The sequence below is a fragment of the Actinomadura nitritigenes genome (assembly GCF_017573545.1).
Taxonomy (GTDB): Bacteria; Actinomycetota; Actinomycetes; order Streptosporangiales; family Streptosporangiaceae; genus Spirillospora; species Spirillospora nitritigenes.
In genome coordinates this window covers 49,099-67,495 of record NZ_JAGEOK010000039.1, presented here as the reverse complement: position 1 = coordinate 67,495, position 18,397 = coordinate 49,099, and the positions used below count along the sequence as shown (strand labels likewise).

Sequence of the window (18,397 nt, the reverse complement as noted above, 5' to 3'; positions counted from 1 at the left end):
CGTCCCCGCCATGCCCCACGTCTTCACGAACGGCATCCGGCTCGCCTTCGACCGGCACGGGCGGGGCGAGCGGGTGCTGCTCATCATGGGCTCGTCGGCCGCCGGCCGGGTCTGGACCCTGCACCAGACCCCGGCCCTGGCCGCCGCGGGATACCAGGCGATCACGTTCGACAACCGCGGCGTGCCGCCGTCCGACGAGCCGCCGGGCCGGTACTCGCTCGACGACCTGGTGGCCGACACCAAGGGCCTGATCGAGGCGCTCGGGGCGGCGCCGTGCCGGATCGTCGGCACCTCCATGGGCGCGCTGATCGCCCAGGAGCTGGCGATCCGCTGGCCGGAGCTCGTCCGGTGCGCGGTGCTGATCTCGACCAAGGCCAGATCGGACCCGGCCCGGACCGCGCATCTGCGGGCCTACCAGGTGCTCGCCGAGAGCGGGATCGAGCTGCCCCGTGACTTCGAGGCGAGCGTGCTGGCGTTCGAGATGCTCTCGCCGGCCACCCTGAACGCCCCCGCGCAGGCCGAGCTCTGGCTGGAGACGATCCGGCAGTCGGTCGGCGGCGCCAACCGGGCGCTCGGGCAGAGCTGGGCCGATCTCACCGAGGACCGCAGGGAGGCGTTGCGCGGCGTCGCGGCGCCCTGCCGGGTGATCGCGTTCTCCGACGACCTCGTCACGCCGCCGCACCTGGGCGCGGAGGTCGCCGACTCCATCCCCGACTGCGACTTCGTCGAGATCGGGTCGGCCGGCCACTTCGGCTATCTCGAACGCCCCGCCGAGGTGAACGCCGCACTGCTGGAATTCCTCTCCAAGAACGAGGTCGGGCCATGAGGCTGCCTGCGGCACGGCTCGAGGACTGGCTCCGCGACTACTACTTCACCGCGGAGATCGACATCAGCTCCAGCGGCGTGCACTCGTACTCGATGGCCGAGCTGCGCGCCATGACGGGACTGGACCACGCCGAGATCGACGAGCTGGTCTTCGACGATGGATACTCACTCGGCACGCCCGCGGTACGGCGGCACATCGCCCGGCGTTGGGGCGACGGCGACCCGAGCAGGGTCATGACGACCAGCGGGTCGAGCGAGGCCATCAGCCTCGTGTTGACCGCGCTGCTCCGGCCCGGCGACGAGGTCGTCGTCGTGGAGCCCGGCTACCACGCGCTCGTGGCGTTCGCCGCCGGGCTGGGCTGCGCGACCCGCACCTGGCGGCTCGACCGGGCCCGCGGCTGGCGGCCCTCGCTCGACGAGCTGGCGGCTCTAGTCTCCGAACGCACCAAGGCGATCATCGTCAACTTTCCGCAGAACCCGACCGGCGTGTCGATCACCGAGGCCGAGCTGCGCCGGCTGGTCGCCATCGCCGAGTCCGCGGGGCCCGCCGAGGCCGCGGAAGAGGCCGCCGGGGCCTCGGGGGCCTATCTGCTGTTCGACGCCGCGTTCGCCGACCTCACCTACGACGCGCCGCCGCTGCCCGACATCTCGACGCTCTACGAACGCGGCATCGGCTTCGGCACGTTCTCCAAGGCGTTCGGGCTGCCGGGGCTGCGCTTCGGGTGGTGCCTGGCGCCGCCCGCCGTGCTGGCCGAGTGCGTGCGCATCCGCGACTACACGACCCTGCACGTGTCGCCGCTGGTCGAACTCCTGGCGCTGCACGTCCTGCGGAACGCCGACGCGTGCCTCGAGCCGAGGATGAAGCAGGCCAGGGCCAACCGCGACCTGGTCCGGGAGTGGGCCGACGCCCATCCCGACCTGGTGTCGCTCGTCACCCCGCTGGGCGGGGTCACCGCGTTCCCGCGGCTGCACGGCCTGGCGGACACCCACGCGTTCTGCGACGACCTCTTCACGCGGCGGGGAGTGCTGGTCATCCCGGGTTCCTGCTTCGGCGCCCCGGAACACATCAGATTGGGCTTCGGCGGACCGGCCGAGCCGCTGGCCGAGGGCCTGGACAGGCTGACGGGCGCGCTCACCGAGTGGCGGCGCCGCCCGCCGGACCCGGCGGCGGGCGGAGACCCGGCAGAAGACGGAGAGGGCCACACGCGATGACCGTACGAGGGTTCGCGCCGCTGACCGGAATCCGGATGGATCCCGGCTACTTCCATTTCGACGAGCGGAGCGAGTTCGACGCCTCGCTCGTCGCCGACGTTCTGCGGGGGAGGCGCTTCGGGGTCATCTTCCGCGACGTCATCCCGGTCGCCACCCAGAAGGAGCTGTGCGCCAGGTTCTGGGCCAGCCCGGCGCTGAAGAGACGCACCGGCGAGCCTTCCTACTACGTGGGCGCGTATCACTGGAACAAGCCCATCGGCACCTATCTCGCCGAGACCGCCGAGGTGGCCGACGACGTGATGGACGTGCTCGATGTGGCCGACTCGCCGTGGTACCTCTTCCGGGACGAGCTGGCGAGCGAGCTGGCGGGGCTCGGCGCGACCCTGCGGCTGGCCGAGATGGACGGCGCGCAGGCGTGCCCCGCCCTGATCCGCGCCTGGAACAAGGAGGGCGCCTACTCCCTGGAGCCGCACGAGGACGAGGCGCAGTGCCGCGATCCGCGCCAGGCGGGCTTCGAGGTGCAGCGCGTGCCGGACTTCGAGGTCTGCGCGGTCAACATGTGCGTCGAGCACGAGGAGGGCGGCCGGCTGGTGCTGTGGAACATCCGCCCGGACGACGACAGCAGGCGGCGCCTCGGCATCGAGCACACCGGCTTCTCCTATCCCGCCGAGCTGCTGGACGGCATCGAGGAGTTCCGCGTCGACGTCCGGCCGGGGGACGTCTACATCTTCAACGGCCGCCACGTGCACGCGGTCGACGCCACCAGCGGCAACCGCACCGCCGTGTCCTTCCTCATGGGGTTCGCGGACGCGCGGACGGTGGTCACCTGGACATGAGCGGGATCCCGGGGCTCCCGAGCGCGGGGCCGATCAGCAGAGTCTCCGCCGCCGATCTCGGCCCGCTGCGCGCCGGGTCCCCGTGGCTGCGGGAGCCGGTGGTGGTCACCGGCGCGTCGTGCTTGATGAACGAGGTGTGGCGGTGGACCCCGGACCACCTGCGCGCGACGGTCGGGGACGAACGGCTCCCCGCCACGCTGCCGGGCCCGGACGGCGGTTTCCGGTACGAGCCTGGCCGGGTGCTCGGCTCGCGGCCGCTGGCAGTGTCGCGGTTCTTCGACGACATGGCCGACCCGGACGGCCCGCGCTGGTGCCTGCAGCAGGTACCGGTCGAAAGCGCGCTCCCGGCGCTGAGCGCCGTCCTGGACTACCCGACCTGCGTTCCCAGAGAACTGGTGAACGCGGTGAACCTGTGGCTGGCATCGCCCGGCACCGTGACGCCGCTGCACTATGACGACACCCACAACCTCTTCTGCCAGGTGTCGGGCGCCAAAACGTTCTACGTCCTCCCGCCCGAGGACCTCGACGCGCTCTACCCCGGGCCGCTGAACACCGGCGCCCAGCACCTCAGCGGCGTGAACCTCTTCCAGCCCGATTTCGAACGGCACCCGCGCGCCGCCCCGCTCCGCTACCTGGAGGCGACGGTGCGGGCGGGGGAGGCCCTGGTCCTCCCCGCGTTCTGGTGGCATCAGGTGCTCTCGCGCGAGGAGGTGGCCGTCTCGGTCAACTTCTGGTGGCGGGCGAACGTGGTGGACTGCCTCGTGCCGGGGTTCATGCGGCAACTGCAGTCCGCGGCCGTCCAGGACGACCTCGGGGCCCTGGCCGGAACCTTCGAGCTCGGTGACGGCCAAGGTGGCGCAGACGTGTTCACCGACGCCGCGGACCTGGTCCGGCTCCTCCACGACATCGGCGAGGCCAAGGCCGCCCTCGCTCTCACCGCCTCCATCCTGCGCACCGCGCAGCGCCGGTCGGGCCCGGCGGCGGCACGCGCCGGCGAACTGCTGGCCGACCACGAGGAACTCCTCGAAGCACCGGGACGCAGCGGCGCCGCCGCGGCCGGCCGGGTCGACCGGCTGGTGGCCGACCTGACGGCGATCGTCAGCGAAGGGGCCAGATCATGGTGACCGTCAGCCTCTCCTACTTCTCCGCGGGCGGTGCGCACGACCCCGCCGCCGCGCCCTACGACGTCCTGCTCCGAACGGCCCGCCTCGCCGACGAGGCGGGCCTCGAGGCCGTGTGGATCCCCGAACGGCACTTCGCCGACTTCGGGAGCCTCTTTCCGAACCCGTCCGTCCCGGCGGCCGCGGTCGCGGCGACCACGCGGCGCATCGAGATCCGGGCCGGCAGCGTGGTCCTGCCGCTGCACCACCCTGTGCGCGTCGCCGAGGAGTGGGCCGTCGTCGACCGGCTGTCGGGCGGCCGCGCCGGGATCTCGTTCGCCTCCGGCTGGCACGGGGCCGACTTCGTGCTGTCCCGGTTCGACGCGGCGGACCGGCGGCGGGTCATGCGGGACGGCGTCGACGCCGTCCGTGCGCTGTGGCGCGGCGAGGCGCGGACCTTCACCGACGCGGCCGGCCGCGAAATCGAGATCACCACCCGGCCCCGCCCGGTGCGGCCGGAGCTGCCGATGTGGCTCACCTCGGGCGGCAGCGTGGGCACGTTCGAGCTGGCCGGCTCCCTGGGCGCCGGGGTGCTCACCCATCTGGTCGGGCAGCGCCCCGGCGAGCTGCGCGACAAGATCGCCGCCTACCGGAAGACCAGGGCGGAGCACGGCGGCGGGCGCGGCCACGTCACGCTGATGCTGCACACCCACGTCCTGGACGGTTCCGCCGCGGCCGCCGAGCGGGCCGAGGCGGAGCTGGCCCGCTACCTGACGACGTCGATGCGGCTCGACGCGTCCAACGTCGCCGCCGTCAAGGACGCCGCCGCGTTCACCGCGATGACCGCCGCGGACCGCGACGCGATCGCGGCGGCGGGCGCGTCCCGCTACATCGACACCGGGCTCGTGTGCACCGCCGCCGAGATCCCCGAACGGCTGGCGACCGTCGCGTCCTGGGACGTCGACGAGGTCGCCTGCCTCATCGACTTCGGTTTCGACCACGCCTCGATCCTGCGGAGCGTGGACGAGCTGCTCGGCGTCCTCGTCTGATCCGCCCCGCGTCCTCGCCGGGTCCGCCCCCCGCGTGGTCGCCCGTCCCGCCCGATCTCTCCCACGGAGGGTCCCGATGCTTTCCGAATCGAAGCGGCGCCTGCTCGAACGGCGGTTGCGGGGGCAGGGCCTGCCGCGGCGGGAACCGGCGGCCAGACCCGACGGGCCGGTGCCGCTCTCGTTCGCCCAGGAGCGCCTGTGGTTCCTGGACCAGCTCGAACCCGGATCCGTCGAGTACAACGTGCCCCTCCCGGTGCGGCTGACCGGCGACCTGGACGAGGCGGCCCTGCGGTCGGCGCTGGACGCGCTGGTGGAACGGCACGAGTCGCTGCGCACCCGGCTGGTCGCCACCGACGGGGTCGCCCACCAGGTCATCGACCCGCCCGTCCCGTTCGCGCTCGCGCGCGCGGACCTCACCGGCCGCCCCGACGCCGCCGAGGAGGCCGAACGGCTGGTCCGCGCCGACGCGCTCACGCCGTTCGACCTCGCCGCCGGGCCGCTGATCCGCGGAACGCTGATCGTCCTAGGCGCCGGTGACCACGTGCTCAGCCTGTGCCTGCACCACGTCATCTCGGACGAGTGGTCGATCGGGATCCTCAACCGCGAGCTCGCCGCCCTCTACGGCGCCTTCCGGCGCGGCGAGCCGTCCTCTCTGGAACCGCCGCCCGCCCAGTACGCCGATTTCGCGTTCTGGCAGCGCGACCGGGTGAACGGCGAGGCGGCCGCGGCGGGACTGACCTACTGGCGCGAGCGGCTGGCCGGGGCGCCGGTGCTGGAGCTGCCCGCCGACCGGCCCCGCCCGCCCGTGCGGTCGGCGGACGGCCGGGTCATCGGCTTCGAGGTGCCCGAACCGACGGCGGCGGGCCTGCGGGAGCTGTCCCTGCGCTCCGGCGCCACGATGTTCATCACGCTCTTCAGCGCGTTCGCGGTCCTGCTGGGCCGCTACGCCGACAGCGACGACGTGGTGGCCGGGACCCCGATCGCCAACCGCGGCCGCACGGAGACCGAGGGCGTGATCGGGCTCTTCCTCAACACCCTCGTGCTGCGGGCCGACCTGTCCGGCGACCCGTCGTTCGCCGAACTCGTCGCCCGGGTCCGTCAGGTCGCGCTGGACGCCTACGAGCATCAGGACGTCCCTTTCGAGCACGTCGTGGACGCGCTGCTGCCCGGACGCGACCGCTCCCGCACCCCGTTGTTCCAGGTGATGTTCGACTACAGCCACGAAGACGGCGACGGTGGCGACGGCGGCGTCCCCGCGTTCGGCGGGCTGGAGGTGCACGGGTTCGGCGTCGAGCAGACGACCGTCAAGTTCGACTTGACGTTGGGCCTGGCCCAGATGCCCGGCGGCGGGCTGTCCGGGGCGTTCGAGTACAGCACCGACCTCTTCGAGCGCCCGACAGTGGAGCGGATGGTCCGGCATCTGCGCACGCTGCTGGACGCGGTGGCGGCGGACCCGTCGCTGCGGCTGTCCGAGCTTCCGCTGCTGTCCCCGGGCGAGCTCGACGACCTGCTGCACGGCCGCAACGACACCGCGCTGCGGCTCCCCGGCCCGGCGGGGGTGCACGAGGCGGTCGCCGCCTGGGCGGAGGGCGACCCCTACGCGACGGCCGTGCGGTACGGGGACGGCTCGCTGGGCTACGCCGAGCTCGACCAACGGGCCGGACGGCTGGCCGGGCGCCTGCGGGCCCTGGGCGTGGAACGCGAGACGGTCGTCGGCGTGTGCCTGGACCGGGGCCTGGACCTGGTCGTCACCCTGCTGGCCATCTGGAAGGCGGGCGGCGCCTTCCTGCCGCTGGACCCCGAGTACCCCCGCGACCGGCTGGCCTACATGCTCGCCGACAGCGGTGCCCGCGTCCTGGTCGGCCATCGGGCCGTCGCCGAGGATCTCGCGGCGGATGTGCCGGTCAGGTGCTGGCTCGACGACCCCGGCACCGATCTGCCCGACGCCCTTGGAACCGCCGTCCCCACCGACCCCGGCCAGGCCGCCTACGTCATCTACACCTCCGGCTCCACCGGCCGGCCGAAGGGCGTGGTGGTCTCCCACCGCAACCTGGTCAACTTCCTGGTCTCGATGGCCGGCCGCCCGGGAATGACCCGAGCGGACACCCTCCTCGCCGTGACGACGCTCGGGTTCGACATCGCCGGGCTGGAGCTGTTCCTGCCGCTCTGGACGGGCGCGTGCGTCGTGGTCGCCGACCGCGCGGCCACCCGTTCACCCGAGGCCCTCGCCGATCTGATCGAACGGTCGGGGGCCACCGTGATGCAGGCGACGCCGGCCACCTGGAGGATGCTCGTCGACGACGGCTGGGCCGGATCGCCGCGGCTGCGCGCGCTGTGCGGCGGCGAGGCGCTGCCGCCCCGGCTGGGGAAGGAGGTCCTGGCGCGCACGGCCGGACTGTGGAACGTGTACGGGCCGACCGAGACCACCATCTGGTCGGCGTGCGCCGAGATCGCGGCGGGCGGGGAGGTGAGCCTCGGCGGGCCGCTCGCCAACACCACCCTGCACGTGCTCGACCGGCACCTGCGCCCGGTGCCCCTCGGCGTGCCGGGCGAGCTGTTCATCGGCGGCACCGGCGTGGCCCGCGGCTACCACGACCGGCCCGACCTCACCGCCGAGCGGTTCGTCGCCGACCTGTTCGCCGCGGACGGGACGCGCCTCTACCGGACCGGTGACCGGGTGCGGCGCCGCGCGGACGGCGGCCTGGAGTACCTCGGCCGGGCCGACCAACAGGTGAAGGTACGCGGCTTCCGGATCGAGCCGGGCGAGGTCGAGGCCGCCCTGACCGCGCACCCAGCGGTCGGGTCCGCCGTCGTCGTCGCCCGCGGTGACGACCAGGACCGGCAGCTCGTCGCCTACCTCGTCCCCGCCGGCGCGGCTGCGGGCACCGCCGCGGCCGGCGAGCTGCGCGCGTTCCTGCGTGAGCGGCTGCCCGAGCATATGGTGCCGGCCGTCATGGTCGAGCTGGCCGACCTGCCGCGCACCCCCAACGGCAAGCTGGACCGGGGCGCCCTGCCCGACCCCGGCTCCCCGCCGTCCGGCGCCGCCGGTTCCCACCGTGCGCCGCGGACCGAGACCGAAGAGGGCATCGCCCGCATCTGGGCCGATCTGCTCGACGTGCCGCGCGTCGGCATCACCGACGACTTCTTCGAGCTGGGCGGGCATTCGCTGATCGCCATCCAGGTGGTGTCGCGGCTGCGGAGGGAGTTCGAGCGGGAGCTGCCGTTGGCGATGCTGTTCGACCACCCCACGGTCGGCGAGCTGGCCGCGCTGGTCGACGCGTCCGCGCCCGGCGCGCCCGCGCCGCCCATCGTCGCCGCCGGACGCGACCGCGAGCTCCCGCTGTCGTACGCGCAGCAGCGGCTCTGGTTCCTCGACCAGCTCGAACCCGGATCGGCCGAGTACAACATCCCGATCGTGCTGCGGCTGCGCGGGCCGCTCGACCAGGCCGCGCTGGCGGCGGCGCTGGACGCCCTCACCGAACGCCACGAAGTGCTGCGCACCCGGCTCGTCACCGTGGACGGCCGGGCCCGGCAGATCATCGATCCGCCCGCCGGGTTCCCGCTGCGCGCGATCGACCTGTCCGGCGAGCCCGACCCGTTCGGCCGGGCGCGGGAGCTGGCCACGGTCGAGGCGACCACGCCGTTCGACCTGGCGGCCGGGCCGCTGCTGCGCGGCCTGCTCGCGCGCCTCGGCGCCGAGGACCACGTGCTGTCGCTGGTGATGCACCACGTGATCTCCGACGACTGGTCGGCCGACGTCTTCCGCCGCGAGCTGGCGCGGCTCTACGCGGCGTTCCGCGCGGGGGAGCCGTCGCCGCTGCCGCCGCTGCCGGTGCAGTACGCCGACTTCGCGGTCTGGCAGCGCGAGTGGCTGAGCGGCGCGACCATGGACGACCAGGTCGCCTACTGGCGGGAACGGCTGGCCGGCGCGCCCGTCCTGGAGCTGCCCGCCGACCGGCCGCGGCCCGCCGTCCGGTCGTCCGCCGGCGGCACCCTCGACTTCGCGTTGCCGGCCCCGGTCGTCGCCGGGCTGCGCGAGGTGGCGGCGGAGACCGGCGCGACCATGTTCATGGTCCTGGTCAGCGCCCTCGCGGTCCTCCTCGGCCGGTACGGCGACGAGGACGACGTGGTGCTCGGCACCCCGATCGCCAACCGCAACCGCGCGGAGACCGAGGAGCTCATCGGCTTCTTCACCAACACCCTCGCGCTCCGCGTCGACCTGTCCGGCGATCCCACGTTCGCCGAGGTCGTCGCGCGGGTGCGGCGCGACGCGCTGGCCGCCTACGCGCACGAGGACGTGCCGTTCGAACAGCTCGTCGACGCGCTCGGGCCGCAGCGCGACCGGGCCCGGCACCCGGTCTTCCAGGTGATGATCACGCATGGCCGGGGCACCGTCAGCGCCCTGGAGTTCGCCGGGCTGAGCACCGAGGGTGTCGGGCTCGCGGTGTCGCACGCCAAGTTCGACCTGACCGTCGCGATCGGCGAGCGCGACGCCGCGCTGGACTTCGAGCTCAGCTACAGCGCCGATCTGTTCGACCACGCGACCGTCGAACGGATGGGCCGCCATCTGGTGGAGCTGCTGAGCCGCGTCGCCGAGGTCCCGCACGAGCGCCTCGCCGGGACGTCGTTCGTCACCGCCGGCGAGTCCCGCCGGCTGCTCGCCGAATGGAACGACACCGCCGCCCGGGAGCCGGACGGGACCGTCGCCGACCTCGTGTCGGCCGCCGCGGCCCGCAGGCCGGACGCGCCCGCCGTCACGTTCGGCGGCGAGACGCTGACCTACGGCGAGCTGCACGCGGCCGCCGACCGCCTCGCCCATCGGCTGCGCGGGCTGGGCGTCGGCCCCGAGACGGTCGTTGGACTGCATCTGGATCGCGGCACGCAGATGGTCACCGCCATGCTCGCCGTGCTGAAGGCGGGCGGGGCCTACCTCCCGCTCGATCCGGACTACCCGGCCGACCGCCTCGCGTTCATGCTCGCCGACAGTGGCGCGGCCGTCCTGGTCGGCACGCCCATAGCGGCCGACCTCGCGCTCGATCTCGTGGATCCCGATGACCAGGACGACGGAGGCCCGGCCCGTCCGGTCACCGGGGCGGTCCGGCACGGCGACCAGCCCGCCTACGTGATCTACACCTCCGGGTCGACCGGGCGGCCCAAGGGCGTCATGGTCGGCCACCGCGCCCTGGCCAACCTGGTGGAGGCCCAGCGCCGGGATCTCGGCGTCACCGAGGACGACGTGGTGCTGCAGATGGCCTCGTTCAGCTTCGACGTCGCCGGCTGCGAGATCTTCGTCGGGCTGGCGGCCGGGGCGCACCTGGTCGTCGCGGACGGTGCCACCCGCCGGTCCGCGCCGCAGCTCCAGCGGCTGCTCCAGGACCACGCCGTGACCGTCGTGCAGATGCTCCCGACCGCGCTGCGCGAGCTGGACCCGGCCGCCCTGCCCGCGCTGCGCGTCCTGCTCCTCGGCGGTGAACCGTGCCCGCCCGGCCTCGCCCGCGCCTGGGCACCGGGGCGGCGCTTCATCATCGGGTACGGGCCGACCGAGACGACCGTCTGCGCGACCGTCGCCATCGATCCCGGCATCGGCGCCGGCCCGCCGCCGATCGGCGGTCCCATCGCGAACGTCCGCGTGTACGTGCTCGACCGCGCGCTGAACATCGCGCCCATCGGCGTCCCCGGCGAGCTCTATGTCGGTGGCGCCGGGGTCGCCCGCGGCTACCACGGCCGTCCCGCCCTCACCGCCGAACGGTTCGTCCCCGACCCGTTCGCCGCGGACGGCGGCCGGCTCTACCGGACCGGGGACCGGGCCAGATGGCGCGCGGACGGGCGGCTGGAGTTCCTCGGCCGCCTCGACGAGCAGGTCAAGGTCCGCGGCCACCGTGTCGAGCCGGGCGAGGTCGAGGCCGCGCTGACCGCGCACCCGGGGGTGGCGGCGGCCGTCGCGGTCGTGCGGGACGACGACGGCCGGCGGCGCCTGGTCGCCTACCTCGTCCCGAGCGAGGACGCGGGGGACGGGCGTCTGCCCGGCACGACCGAGCTGCGCGCCTTCCTGGCGGCCACCCTGCCGGACCACATGATCCCCGCGGTGTTCACGCCGATCGCGGCGATCCCGCTCGGCCCCAACGGCAAGACCGACGCCGCCGCGCTGCCGGCGCCCGGCGGAGCCCGCCCCGATCTCGCCGAACGGTTCGTCGCCCCGCGCGGCGACGTGGAGCAGGTCCTCGCCGAGTCCTGGGCCGAGGTGCTCGGCCTCGACCGGGTCGGGGTCGAGGACAACTTCTTCGAGCTGGGGGGCGACTCGATCGTCAGCATCCAGACGGTCGCGCGCGCCCGCGCCCGGGGCGTGCACGTCACGCCCGCCCAGCTGTTCGAGCACCAGACCGTCGCCGAACTCGCCGCGGTCGCGGCCCGCCGGCCGGCGGCACAGGCCGAGCAGGGGCCGGTGGTCGGCGAGTTCCCGCTCACGCCGATCCAGCGCTGGTTCTTCCGGCGCGAGTTGCCGGACCCGGCCCACTTCAACCAGTCCATGGTGCTGGAGGCGACCGCGCCGATCGAACCGGCCGCGCTGCGGCGGGCCCTCGACGCACTGGTCGAGCACCACGACGCGCTACGCGCCCGCTACGTCCGCTACGGCGACGCGTGGGTCGGACGGAACGTGCCGCCACGAGCCGGAGCGGACCTGCTCCGGGTCGTCCGCGTCCGGGCGGAGGACGACGGCGCGCTGCACGCGCATGCCGACGCGGCGCAGACGAGCCTCGACCTGGAGCACGGGCCGCTGCTGCGCTGCGTGCTGTTCGAGCGCCCCGGCGCGCGCCCGCTGCTGCTGATCGTCGTTCATCACCTCGCCGTCGACGCCGTGTCGTGGGGCATCCTGCTCGAAGACCTGGCCCTCGCCTTCGACCAGGCCGAACGCGGCGGCACGATTCGCCTCGCGCCGAAGACCACGTCGTTCAAGCACTGGTCGGAACGGCTCGCCGAGGTGGCCGCCGGCCCGGCCGAGGAGATTGAGCACTGGCGCGCGGTGGAGGCCGCCATGCGGCCTGTACCGCGCGACCACGGCGGCTCCAACACCGTCGCGTCCGCGCGCGACGTCCGGGTCACGCTCGGCCGCGACGAGACCACCCGGCTCGTCCAGGAGGTGCCGGCCGCGTACCGCACGCAGATCAACGACGTGCTGCTGACAGCCCTCGGCACGGTCCTCACCGAATGGACGGGCGCCGACCGGGCGGTGGTCGACCTGGAGGCGCACGGTCGCGAGGACCTCGGGCCCGGCATCGACGTCTCCAGGACCGTCGGCTGGTTCACCTCCTTCGCTCCGGTGGCGCTCGCCGCGCCCGGCTCGGACCCCGGCGCGGCACTGCGCCGGACCAAGGAGGAACTGCGCGCGGTCCCGCGGCGGGGCCTCGGCTACGGCCTGCTGCGCTACCTGCACGGCGATGCGCGCCCGGCGGACGGTGCCGAGGTGAGCTTCAACTACATGGGGCGTTTCGGGGGGCAGGCGGCCAGGCCCGCGTCCCCCTCGGACGAGCGCTTCCGGCCGGTCGACGGCGCCGGCCTCGGCCGGGAGCGGGCCGAGACAGGCGACCGCACGCACCTCATCGAGGTCAACGGCGAGATCGACGACGGGCGGCTGCGGCTGGTCTGGACGTACTCGCGCGAGGTGCACGACGAGGCGACGGTGACCCGGCTGGCCCGGCGCTACCTCGAAGCCCTCACCGAGCTGATCGACCACTGCTGCGCTCCGGGCACCGGCGGCCTCACCCCGTCCGACTTCCCACTCGCCGGGCTCGACCAGGACGCCCTTGACGCCATTCACGCGCGCGCCACGACCGAGATCGAGGACATCTACCCGCTGACGGCGCTGCAGCACGGCATGGTGGTGCACTCCGCACGCGCCCCGGAGTCGGGCGTCTACTGGGTCCAGAACGGGCTCCTCCTGGAGGGCGACCTCGATCTCGCCGCGCTGCGCCGCGCGTGGGAGCTGGTCTTCGCCCGGCACGCGGTACTGCGCAGCACGGTCGTCTGGCAGGGCGTGCCCGTGCCGCTGGCCGTGGTCTCCCGCGGCGTCGACCTGCCCTGGGAAGTGCTGGACTGGTCGGACCTGGACGAGCCGGGCGTGGACGATGCCCTCGCGGCGTTCATGGCCGCCGACCGTGCCCGCGGCGCCGACTTCGACCGGCCGACGCTCGTGCGGATCGCGGTCATCCGGCTGGCGGGGGACCGTCACCAGGTGCTGTGGAGCTACCATCATCTGCTGCTGGACGGCTGGAGTGTCCCGATCGTCCTCGGCGAGTTGATCGACGCCTACCACGCCTACCGCACGGGCGAACGGCCTCCGCACGCGACCCACCGGCCGTTCCGCGACCACGTCGCCTGGGCTGCCGGGCAGGACCTCGCGGCGGCCGAGACGTACTGGCGGGACCGCCTGCGCGGCATCGGCGCGGCCACCGTGCTCGGCGTCGAGCGCGACACCGGCGAGACCGGCTACGACACCTACCGGACGCATCTCGGCGAACGGGTGACCGCCGACCTCGCCGAGCTGGCGAGGCGGCACCGGCTCACGCTGAACACCGTGGTGCAGGGCGCCTGGGCGGCGCTGCTGGCGGCCTACGCGGGCAGCGACGACGTGCTGTTCGGCGTCACCACCTCCGGGCGGGGGGACCAGCTCGACGGCATCGAGACCATGGTCGGCCTGCTCATCAACACCACCCCGGCCCGGGTCAGGGTGGACGGGGAGAAGACGATCGCGTCCTGGCTGCGGCGGTTACAGCGCGAGCAGGCGGAGGCGCGGCGGTTCGAGCACACGCCGCTGGTCCAGGCGCAGGCGTGGAGCGATGTGCCCGCGGGTCGGCCGCTCTTCGATTACCTGCTGCTCTTCGAGAACTTTCCCGCCGAACGGCTGGAGAACGGCAAGGCCGAGTCGGCGCGCAGCGGCCTGCTGATGGAGGAGAACGTCTCCCGCGAGCAGCCCAACTATCCGCTCACCGTGGTCGCCGGGCCCGGCCCCGAGCTCGCGCTCGGCCTGGCCTACGACCGGGCGCGCTTCGACGACGGCACGATCAGGCGGATGGCGGGCCACCTGGTCGCCGTCCTGGAGGCCATCGCCGACGACCCGGGCCGCCGGGTCGCCGACCTTCCGTTCGGCACGCCCGCCGAGCACCGCGAGATCCTGGTCGGCTGGAACGACACCGCCATGCCGGTCCCGGAGGCGGCCGGCGTCCACGAGCTCGTCGCCGCGCAGGCGGCCGCCAGGCCGGAGGCGACGGCGGTCGTGTACGGCGGCGAGTCCCTCACGTACGCCGAACTCGACGCGCGGGCCAATCGCCTCGCCCACTACCTCATCGGCAGGGGCGTCGGGCCGGAGACCGTCGTCGGGATCCGCCTGGAACACGGCCCGGCGATGGTCGTCGCACTGCTGGCGGTGCTGAAGGCGGGGGGCGCGTACCTGCCCCTCGACCTCGACTACCCGGACGACCGTCTCGCCCTCATGCGCGCCGACAGCGGCGCCGCCGTCCTCGTCGGCCGTCGCGCCCGGCCCGGCGACGGCGGGGAGGCCGACGCGGTGTGGCTGGACGACGAGGAGACCGCGGCGGCCATCGCGGCCTGCCCGGCCACCGATCCCGCGGTCCCGGCGCACCCCGACGGGCTCGCGTACGTCATCTACACCTCGGGCTCGACCGGGCGGCCGAAGGGCATCGGCGTCCGCAACCGCGACATCGTCGGCCTCGTCACGCCCGGCGACTACATCACCATCGTGCCCGGCGACGTGGTGGCGCAGGCCGCCACCACCACGTTCGACGCGGCCACCTTCGAGATCTGGGGCGCGCTCGCCAACGGCGCGACGCTGGCCGGAGTGGAACGCGAGGTGCTGCTGTCGCCGCGGCGGCTCGGCGCGGAGATCGAACGGCGCGGGATCACCGTGCTGTTCCTGACCACGGCGTTGTTCAACAGGCTCGCGGCCGAGGCGCCGTACGGCGTGCGGCGGGTGCGGTCGCTGCTGTTCGGCGGCGAGGCCGCCGACCCGCTGAGCGTGCGGCGCATGCTGGCGCTCGGGCGGCCGGAGCGGCTGCTGCACGTGTACGGGCCGACCGAGACGACCACGTTCGCCACCTGGCGGGCGGTGCGCCGGGTCGGGTCCGGGGACCCGGTCCCGATCGGCCGCCCCCTGGCCAACGGCCGCGCCTACGTGCTGGACCGGCGCATGCGTCCGGTGCCCGCCGGTGTGGCGGGGGAGCTCTACCTGGGCGGAGCCGGGGTGGCCCGCGGCTACGTCGGCCGTCCCGAGCTGACCGCGGAACGGTTCGTCGCCGATCCCTTCGCCGCCGACGGCTCCCGCCTCTACCGCACCGGCGACCGGGTGCGGTGGACGCCGGACGGGGAGATCGAGTTCCTCGGCCGGGTCGACGACCAGGTCAAGATGCGCGGCTTCCGGATCGAGCCCGGCGAGATCGAGGCCGCGCTGACCGGTCACCCCGCGGTGGCGGCCGCGGTGGTCGTGGCGCGCGACGACGGCGAGGACGGCGACGCGAGGCTGGTCGGCTACCTGGTTCCGGCCGACATCGCGGCGGGCGTGCCGGCGGCGGGCGACCTGCGGGCGTTCCTGCGCGAGAGCCTGCCCGATTACATGGTCCCCGCGGCGTTCGTGGAGCTGGCGTCGCTGCCGCTCAACCCCAACGGCAAGGTCGACCGTGCCGCGCTGCCCGCGCCCGACCCCGCCCGGCCCGAGGCGGCGGAGTTCGCCGCGCCGCGGACCGACACCGAACGAGTCCTGGCGGAGATCTGGGCGGCGGTCCTCGGCCTGGGACGGGTCGGCGTCGGCGACGACTTCTTCGAGCTCGGCGGACACTCGCTCCTGGTCAACCGGGTCATCTCCCGGGTCCGGGCCGAGCTCGGCGCCGAGTTGGCGCTGGTGGACGTCTTCGACCATCCGACCGTCGCCGGGCTGGCCCGCATCGTCGAGGCGGCCCGTTCCGCCGGCGGCGGCGGTGCGCCGCCGCCGATCGTCCCGGTCGGCCGGGAACGGCCGCTGCCGCTGTCGTTCGCGCAGCAGCGGCTGTGGTTCCTGGACCAGATCGAACCCGGATCGGCCGAGTACAACGTCCCGATGGCGCTGCGCTTCACCGGGCCGCTCGACGTCGCCGCGCTGGAGGCGGCGCTGACGGAGATCACGGCCCGCCACGAGGTGCTGCGCACCCGGCTGGTGGCGGGCGCCGACGGCGTCGCGCACCAGGTCGTCGACCCGCCGGGCCCGGTGCCGCTGCCGGTGCACGACCTCACCGGTCACGCCGACCCGCTCGCCGAGGCCGTCCGCCGCGTCGAGGCCGACTTCGCCCTCGCGTTCGACCTGGCGGCGAGCCCGCCGCTGCGCGTCTCGCTGCTGCGCCTGGGCGCCGACCACCACGTCCTCGACCTCTGCGCGCATCACGTGGTGGCGGACGAGTGGTCGACCGGCGTGCTGCGGCACGAGCTGGAGACCCTCTACGAGGCGTTCCGCAGCGGCGAGCCGTCCCCGCTGCCGCCGCTGCCCGTGCAGTACGCGGACTTCGCCGCCTGGCAGCGCGGCTGGCTGACCGGCGACGTGCTGGAGGACCAGCTCGCGTACTGGCGGGAACGGCTCGCCGGCGCGCCCGTCCTCGACCTGCCGACCGACCGGCCGCGCCCGCCGGTCCGGTCCGCCGCGGGAGGGATCGTCGAGTTCGAGCTGCCGGAGGATGTCGTCGCCCGGCTGCGCGCGTTCGGCACCGACACCGGCGTGACGATGTTCATGACCCTGCTGTCGGCCTTCGCGATCGTGCTCGGACGGTACGCGGGCGGCGACGACATCGTGCTCGGCACCCCGGTCGCCAACCGGAGCCGGGCGGAGATCGAGCAGCTGATCGGCTTCTTCGTCAACACCCTGGTGCTGCGCGTCGACCTCGCGGGCGACCCCACGTTCGGCGAGCTTGTCGGGCGGGTGCGCAGAGACGCGCTGGACGCCTACGCCCACCAGGACGTGCCGTTCGAGCGGCTGGTGGACGAGTTGCAGCCCGTGCGGGACCGGTCGCGGCACCCGCTCTTCCAGGTGATGTTCAGCGTGGACCGGGTCGGCGACACCCCGGCGACGCTGGAGGGCCTGCGCACCGAGCCCATGCCCTTCGGCGCGGCCGTCGCCCGGTTCGACCTGACCCTGCTGCTCAGCGACGCCACGCGAGAGATCGGCGGGCATCTCGAATACAGCACCGAGCTGTTCGACCATGCCACCGCCGAACGCCTGGTGGGCCACCTGGGGGCCGTGCTGGCCGCCGTGTCGGCCGATCCGCACCGGCACCTGTCGGAGATCTCCGTCCTGCCCGAGCCCGAACGCGCCGAGCTGGTCCGCTGGAGCGGCGCTGCGGCCCCGGCTCCGGCTCCGGCCCCCGAACCCGGCGGCGTGCACGAAATGGTCCGGGAGCACGCCCGGCTGCGCCCGGACGACGTCGCGGTGGTCTGCGGTGACGCGTCGTTGACCTACCGCGAGCTCGACGAACGGTCCGACCTGCTGGCACGCCGCCTGCGTGCGCTGGGGGTGGGCCCGGAGACCGTGGTGGGTCTGTGCCTGCCGCGCGGGCTGGACCTGGCCGTCGCCCCGCTGGCGGTGTGGAAGGCGGGCGGCGCGTACCTGCCGCTCGATCCGGAGTACCCGGCCGAACGGCTGGTGTTCATGCTGGCCGACAGCGGCGCCGCCGTGCTGGTCGCCCATCGGGCCGTGACCACGCTCGACGCCGGAATCGCCACGGTCTGGCTGGACGAGCCAGGGCCCGAGGAGGCGTTGGAGCCCCTGCCCGTGCCGGAGATCCGCCCCGGCCAGGCCGCCTACGTGATCTACACCTCCGGCTCCACCGGGCGGCCCAAGGGCGTCGTCGTCCCCCACGCCAACCTGCTGCGCCTGCTGCGGTCGACCGAGCCGTGGTTCGGGTTCGGCCCCTCGGACGTGTGGACGCTGTTCCACTCGTTCGCCTTCGACTTCTCGGTGTGGGAGATGTGGGGCGCGCTGGCGTACGGCGGCCGGCTGGTCGTGGTGCCGTTCGAGGTGTCCAGGTCGCCCGCCGACTTCCTGCGGCTGCTGGCCGCCGAGCGGGTCACGGTGCTCAACCAGACGCCCACGGCCTTCGCCGCGCTGACGGCGGCGGACGGCGAGGACGCCGGCGACGCGGACGGGGACGGCGGCCGCGACCTGGCCCTGCGGTATGTCATCTTCGGTGGCGAGGCGCTCGACCCGGCCCGGCTGGCGCCCTGGTACGCGCGACATCCGGACGGGGCCCCGGTCCTGGTCAACATGTACGGGATCACCGAGACGACCGTGCACGTCACCTACGCGCCGCTCGACGCGGCCACCGCCGCCGCGGGCGGGCCCGGC

General features: G+C 74.2%; 6 protein-coding genes (1 of these 6 cut by a window edge). All 6 read left to right on the top strand.

Translation table 11 applies throughout. The annotated features are described in order from the left end of the window. Positions 1–10: 10 nt before the first annotated feature. Complete coding sequence (locus J4557_RS41325; RefSeq protein ID WP_208272291.1) at positions 11–826, top strand: alpha/beta fold hydrolase; 816 nt, start codon at positions 11–13, stop codon at positions 824–826. After that, on the top strand, positions 823–2,037 hold the full coding sequence (vioD, locus tag J4557_RS41320) for a capreomycidine synthase (protein WP_208272290.1): 1,215 nt from the start codon (positions 823–825) through the stop codon (positions 2,035–2,037). The genes J4557_RS41325 and vioD overlap by 4 nt, the downstream gene beginning before the upstream one ends. Next, entirely contained in the window at positions 2,034–2,873 is an 840-nt protein-coding gene (locus J4557_RS41315) for a 2OG-Fe(II)-dependent halogenase WelO5 family protein (protein ID WP_208272289.1), read from the top strand. The genes vioD and J4557_RS41315 overlap by 4 nt, the downstream gene beginning before the upstream one ends. Beyond that, complete coding sequence (locus J4557_RS41310; protein ID WP_208272288.1) at positions 2,870–3,997, top strand: cupin-like domain-containing protein; 1,128 nt, start codon at positions 2,870–2,872, stop codon at positions 3,995–3,997. Before J4557_RS41315 ends, J4557_RS41310 begins: the two co-directional genes overlap by 4 nt. Then, positions 3,991–5,022 carry a MupA/Atu3671 family FMN-dependent luciferase-like monooxygenase gene (locus J4557_RS41305; protein WP_208272287.1) on the top strand — a complete coding sequence of 344 codons (1,032 nt, stop codon included), beginning with the start codon at positions 3,991–3,993 and terminating at the stop codon, positions 5,020–5,022. Before J4557_RS41310 ends, J4557_RS41305 begins: the two co-directional genes overlap by 7 nt. A gap of 76 nt (positions 5,023–5,098) precedes the next feature. Next, on the top strand, positions 5,099–18,397 hold the 5' portion of the coding sequence (locus J4557_RS41300; RefSeq protein ID WP_208272286.1) for a non-ribosomal peptide synthase/polyketide synthase. It continues 15,003 nt past the right edge of the window; 13,299 of the gene's 28,302 nt are visible here — the first part of the coding sequence; the start codon lies at positions 5,099–5,101; its stop codon lies beyond the right edge, outside the window.

What these genes read in the sequence shown, in the direction of transcription:
- J4557_RS41315 (WP_208272289.1), top strand. Translation starts at nt 2,034, where the DNA reads ATGACCGTACGAGGGTTCGCGCCGCTGACCGGAATCCGGATGGATCCC.
- J4557_RS41310 (WP_208272288.1), top strand. Translation starts at nt 2,870, where the DNA reads ATGAGCGGGATCCCGGGGCTCCCGAGCGCGGGGCCGATCAGCAGAGTC.
- vioD (WP_208272290.1), top strand. Translation starts at nt 823, where the DNA reads ATGAGGCTGCCTGCGGCACGGCTCGAGGACTGGCTCCGCGACTACTAC.
- J4557_RS41305 (WP_208272287.1), top strand. Translation starts at nt 3,991, where the DNA reads ATGGTGACCGTCAGCCTCTCCTACTTCTCCGCGGGCGGTGCGCACGAC.
- J4557_RS41325 (WP_208272291.1), top strand. Translation starts at nt 11, where the DNA reads ATGCCCCACGTCTTCACGAACGGCATCCGGCTCGCCTTCGACCGGCAC.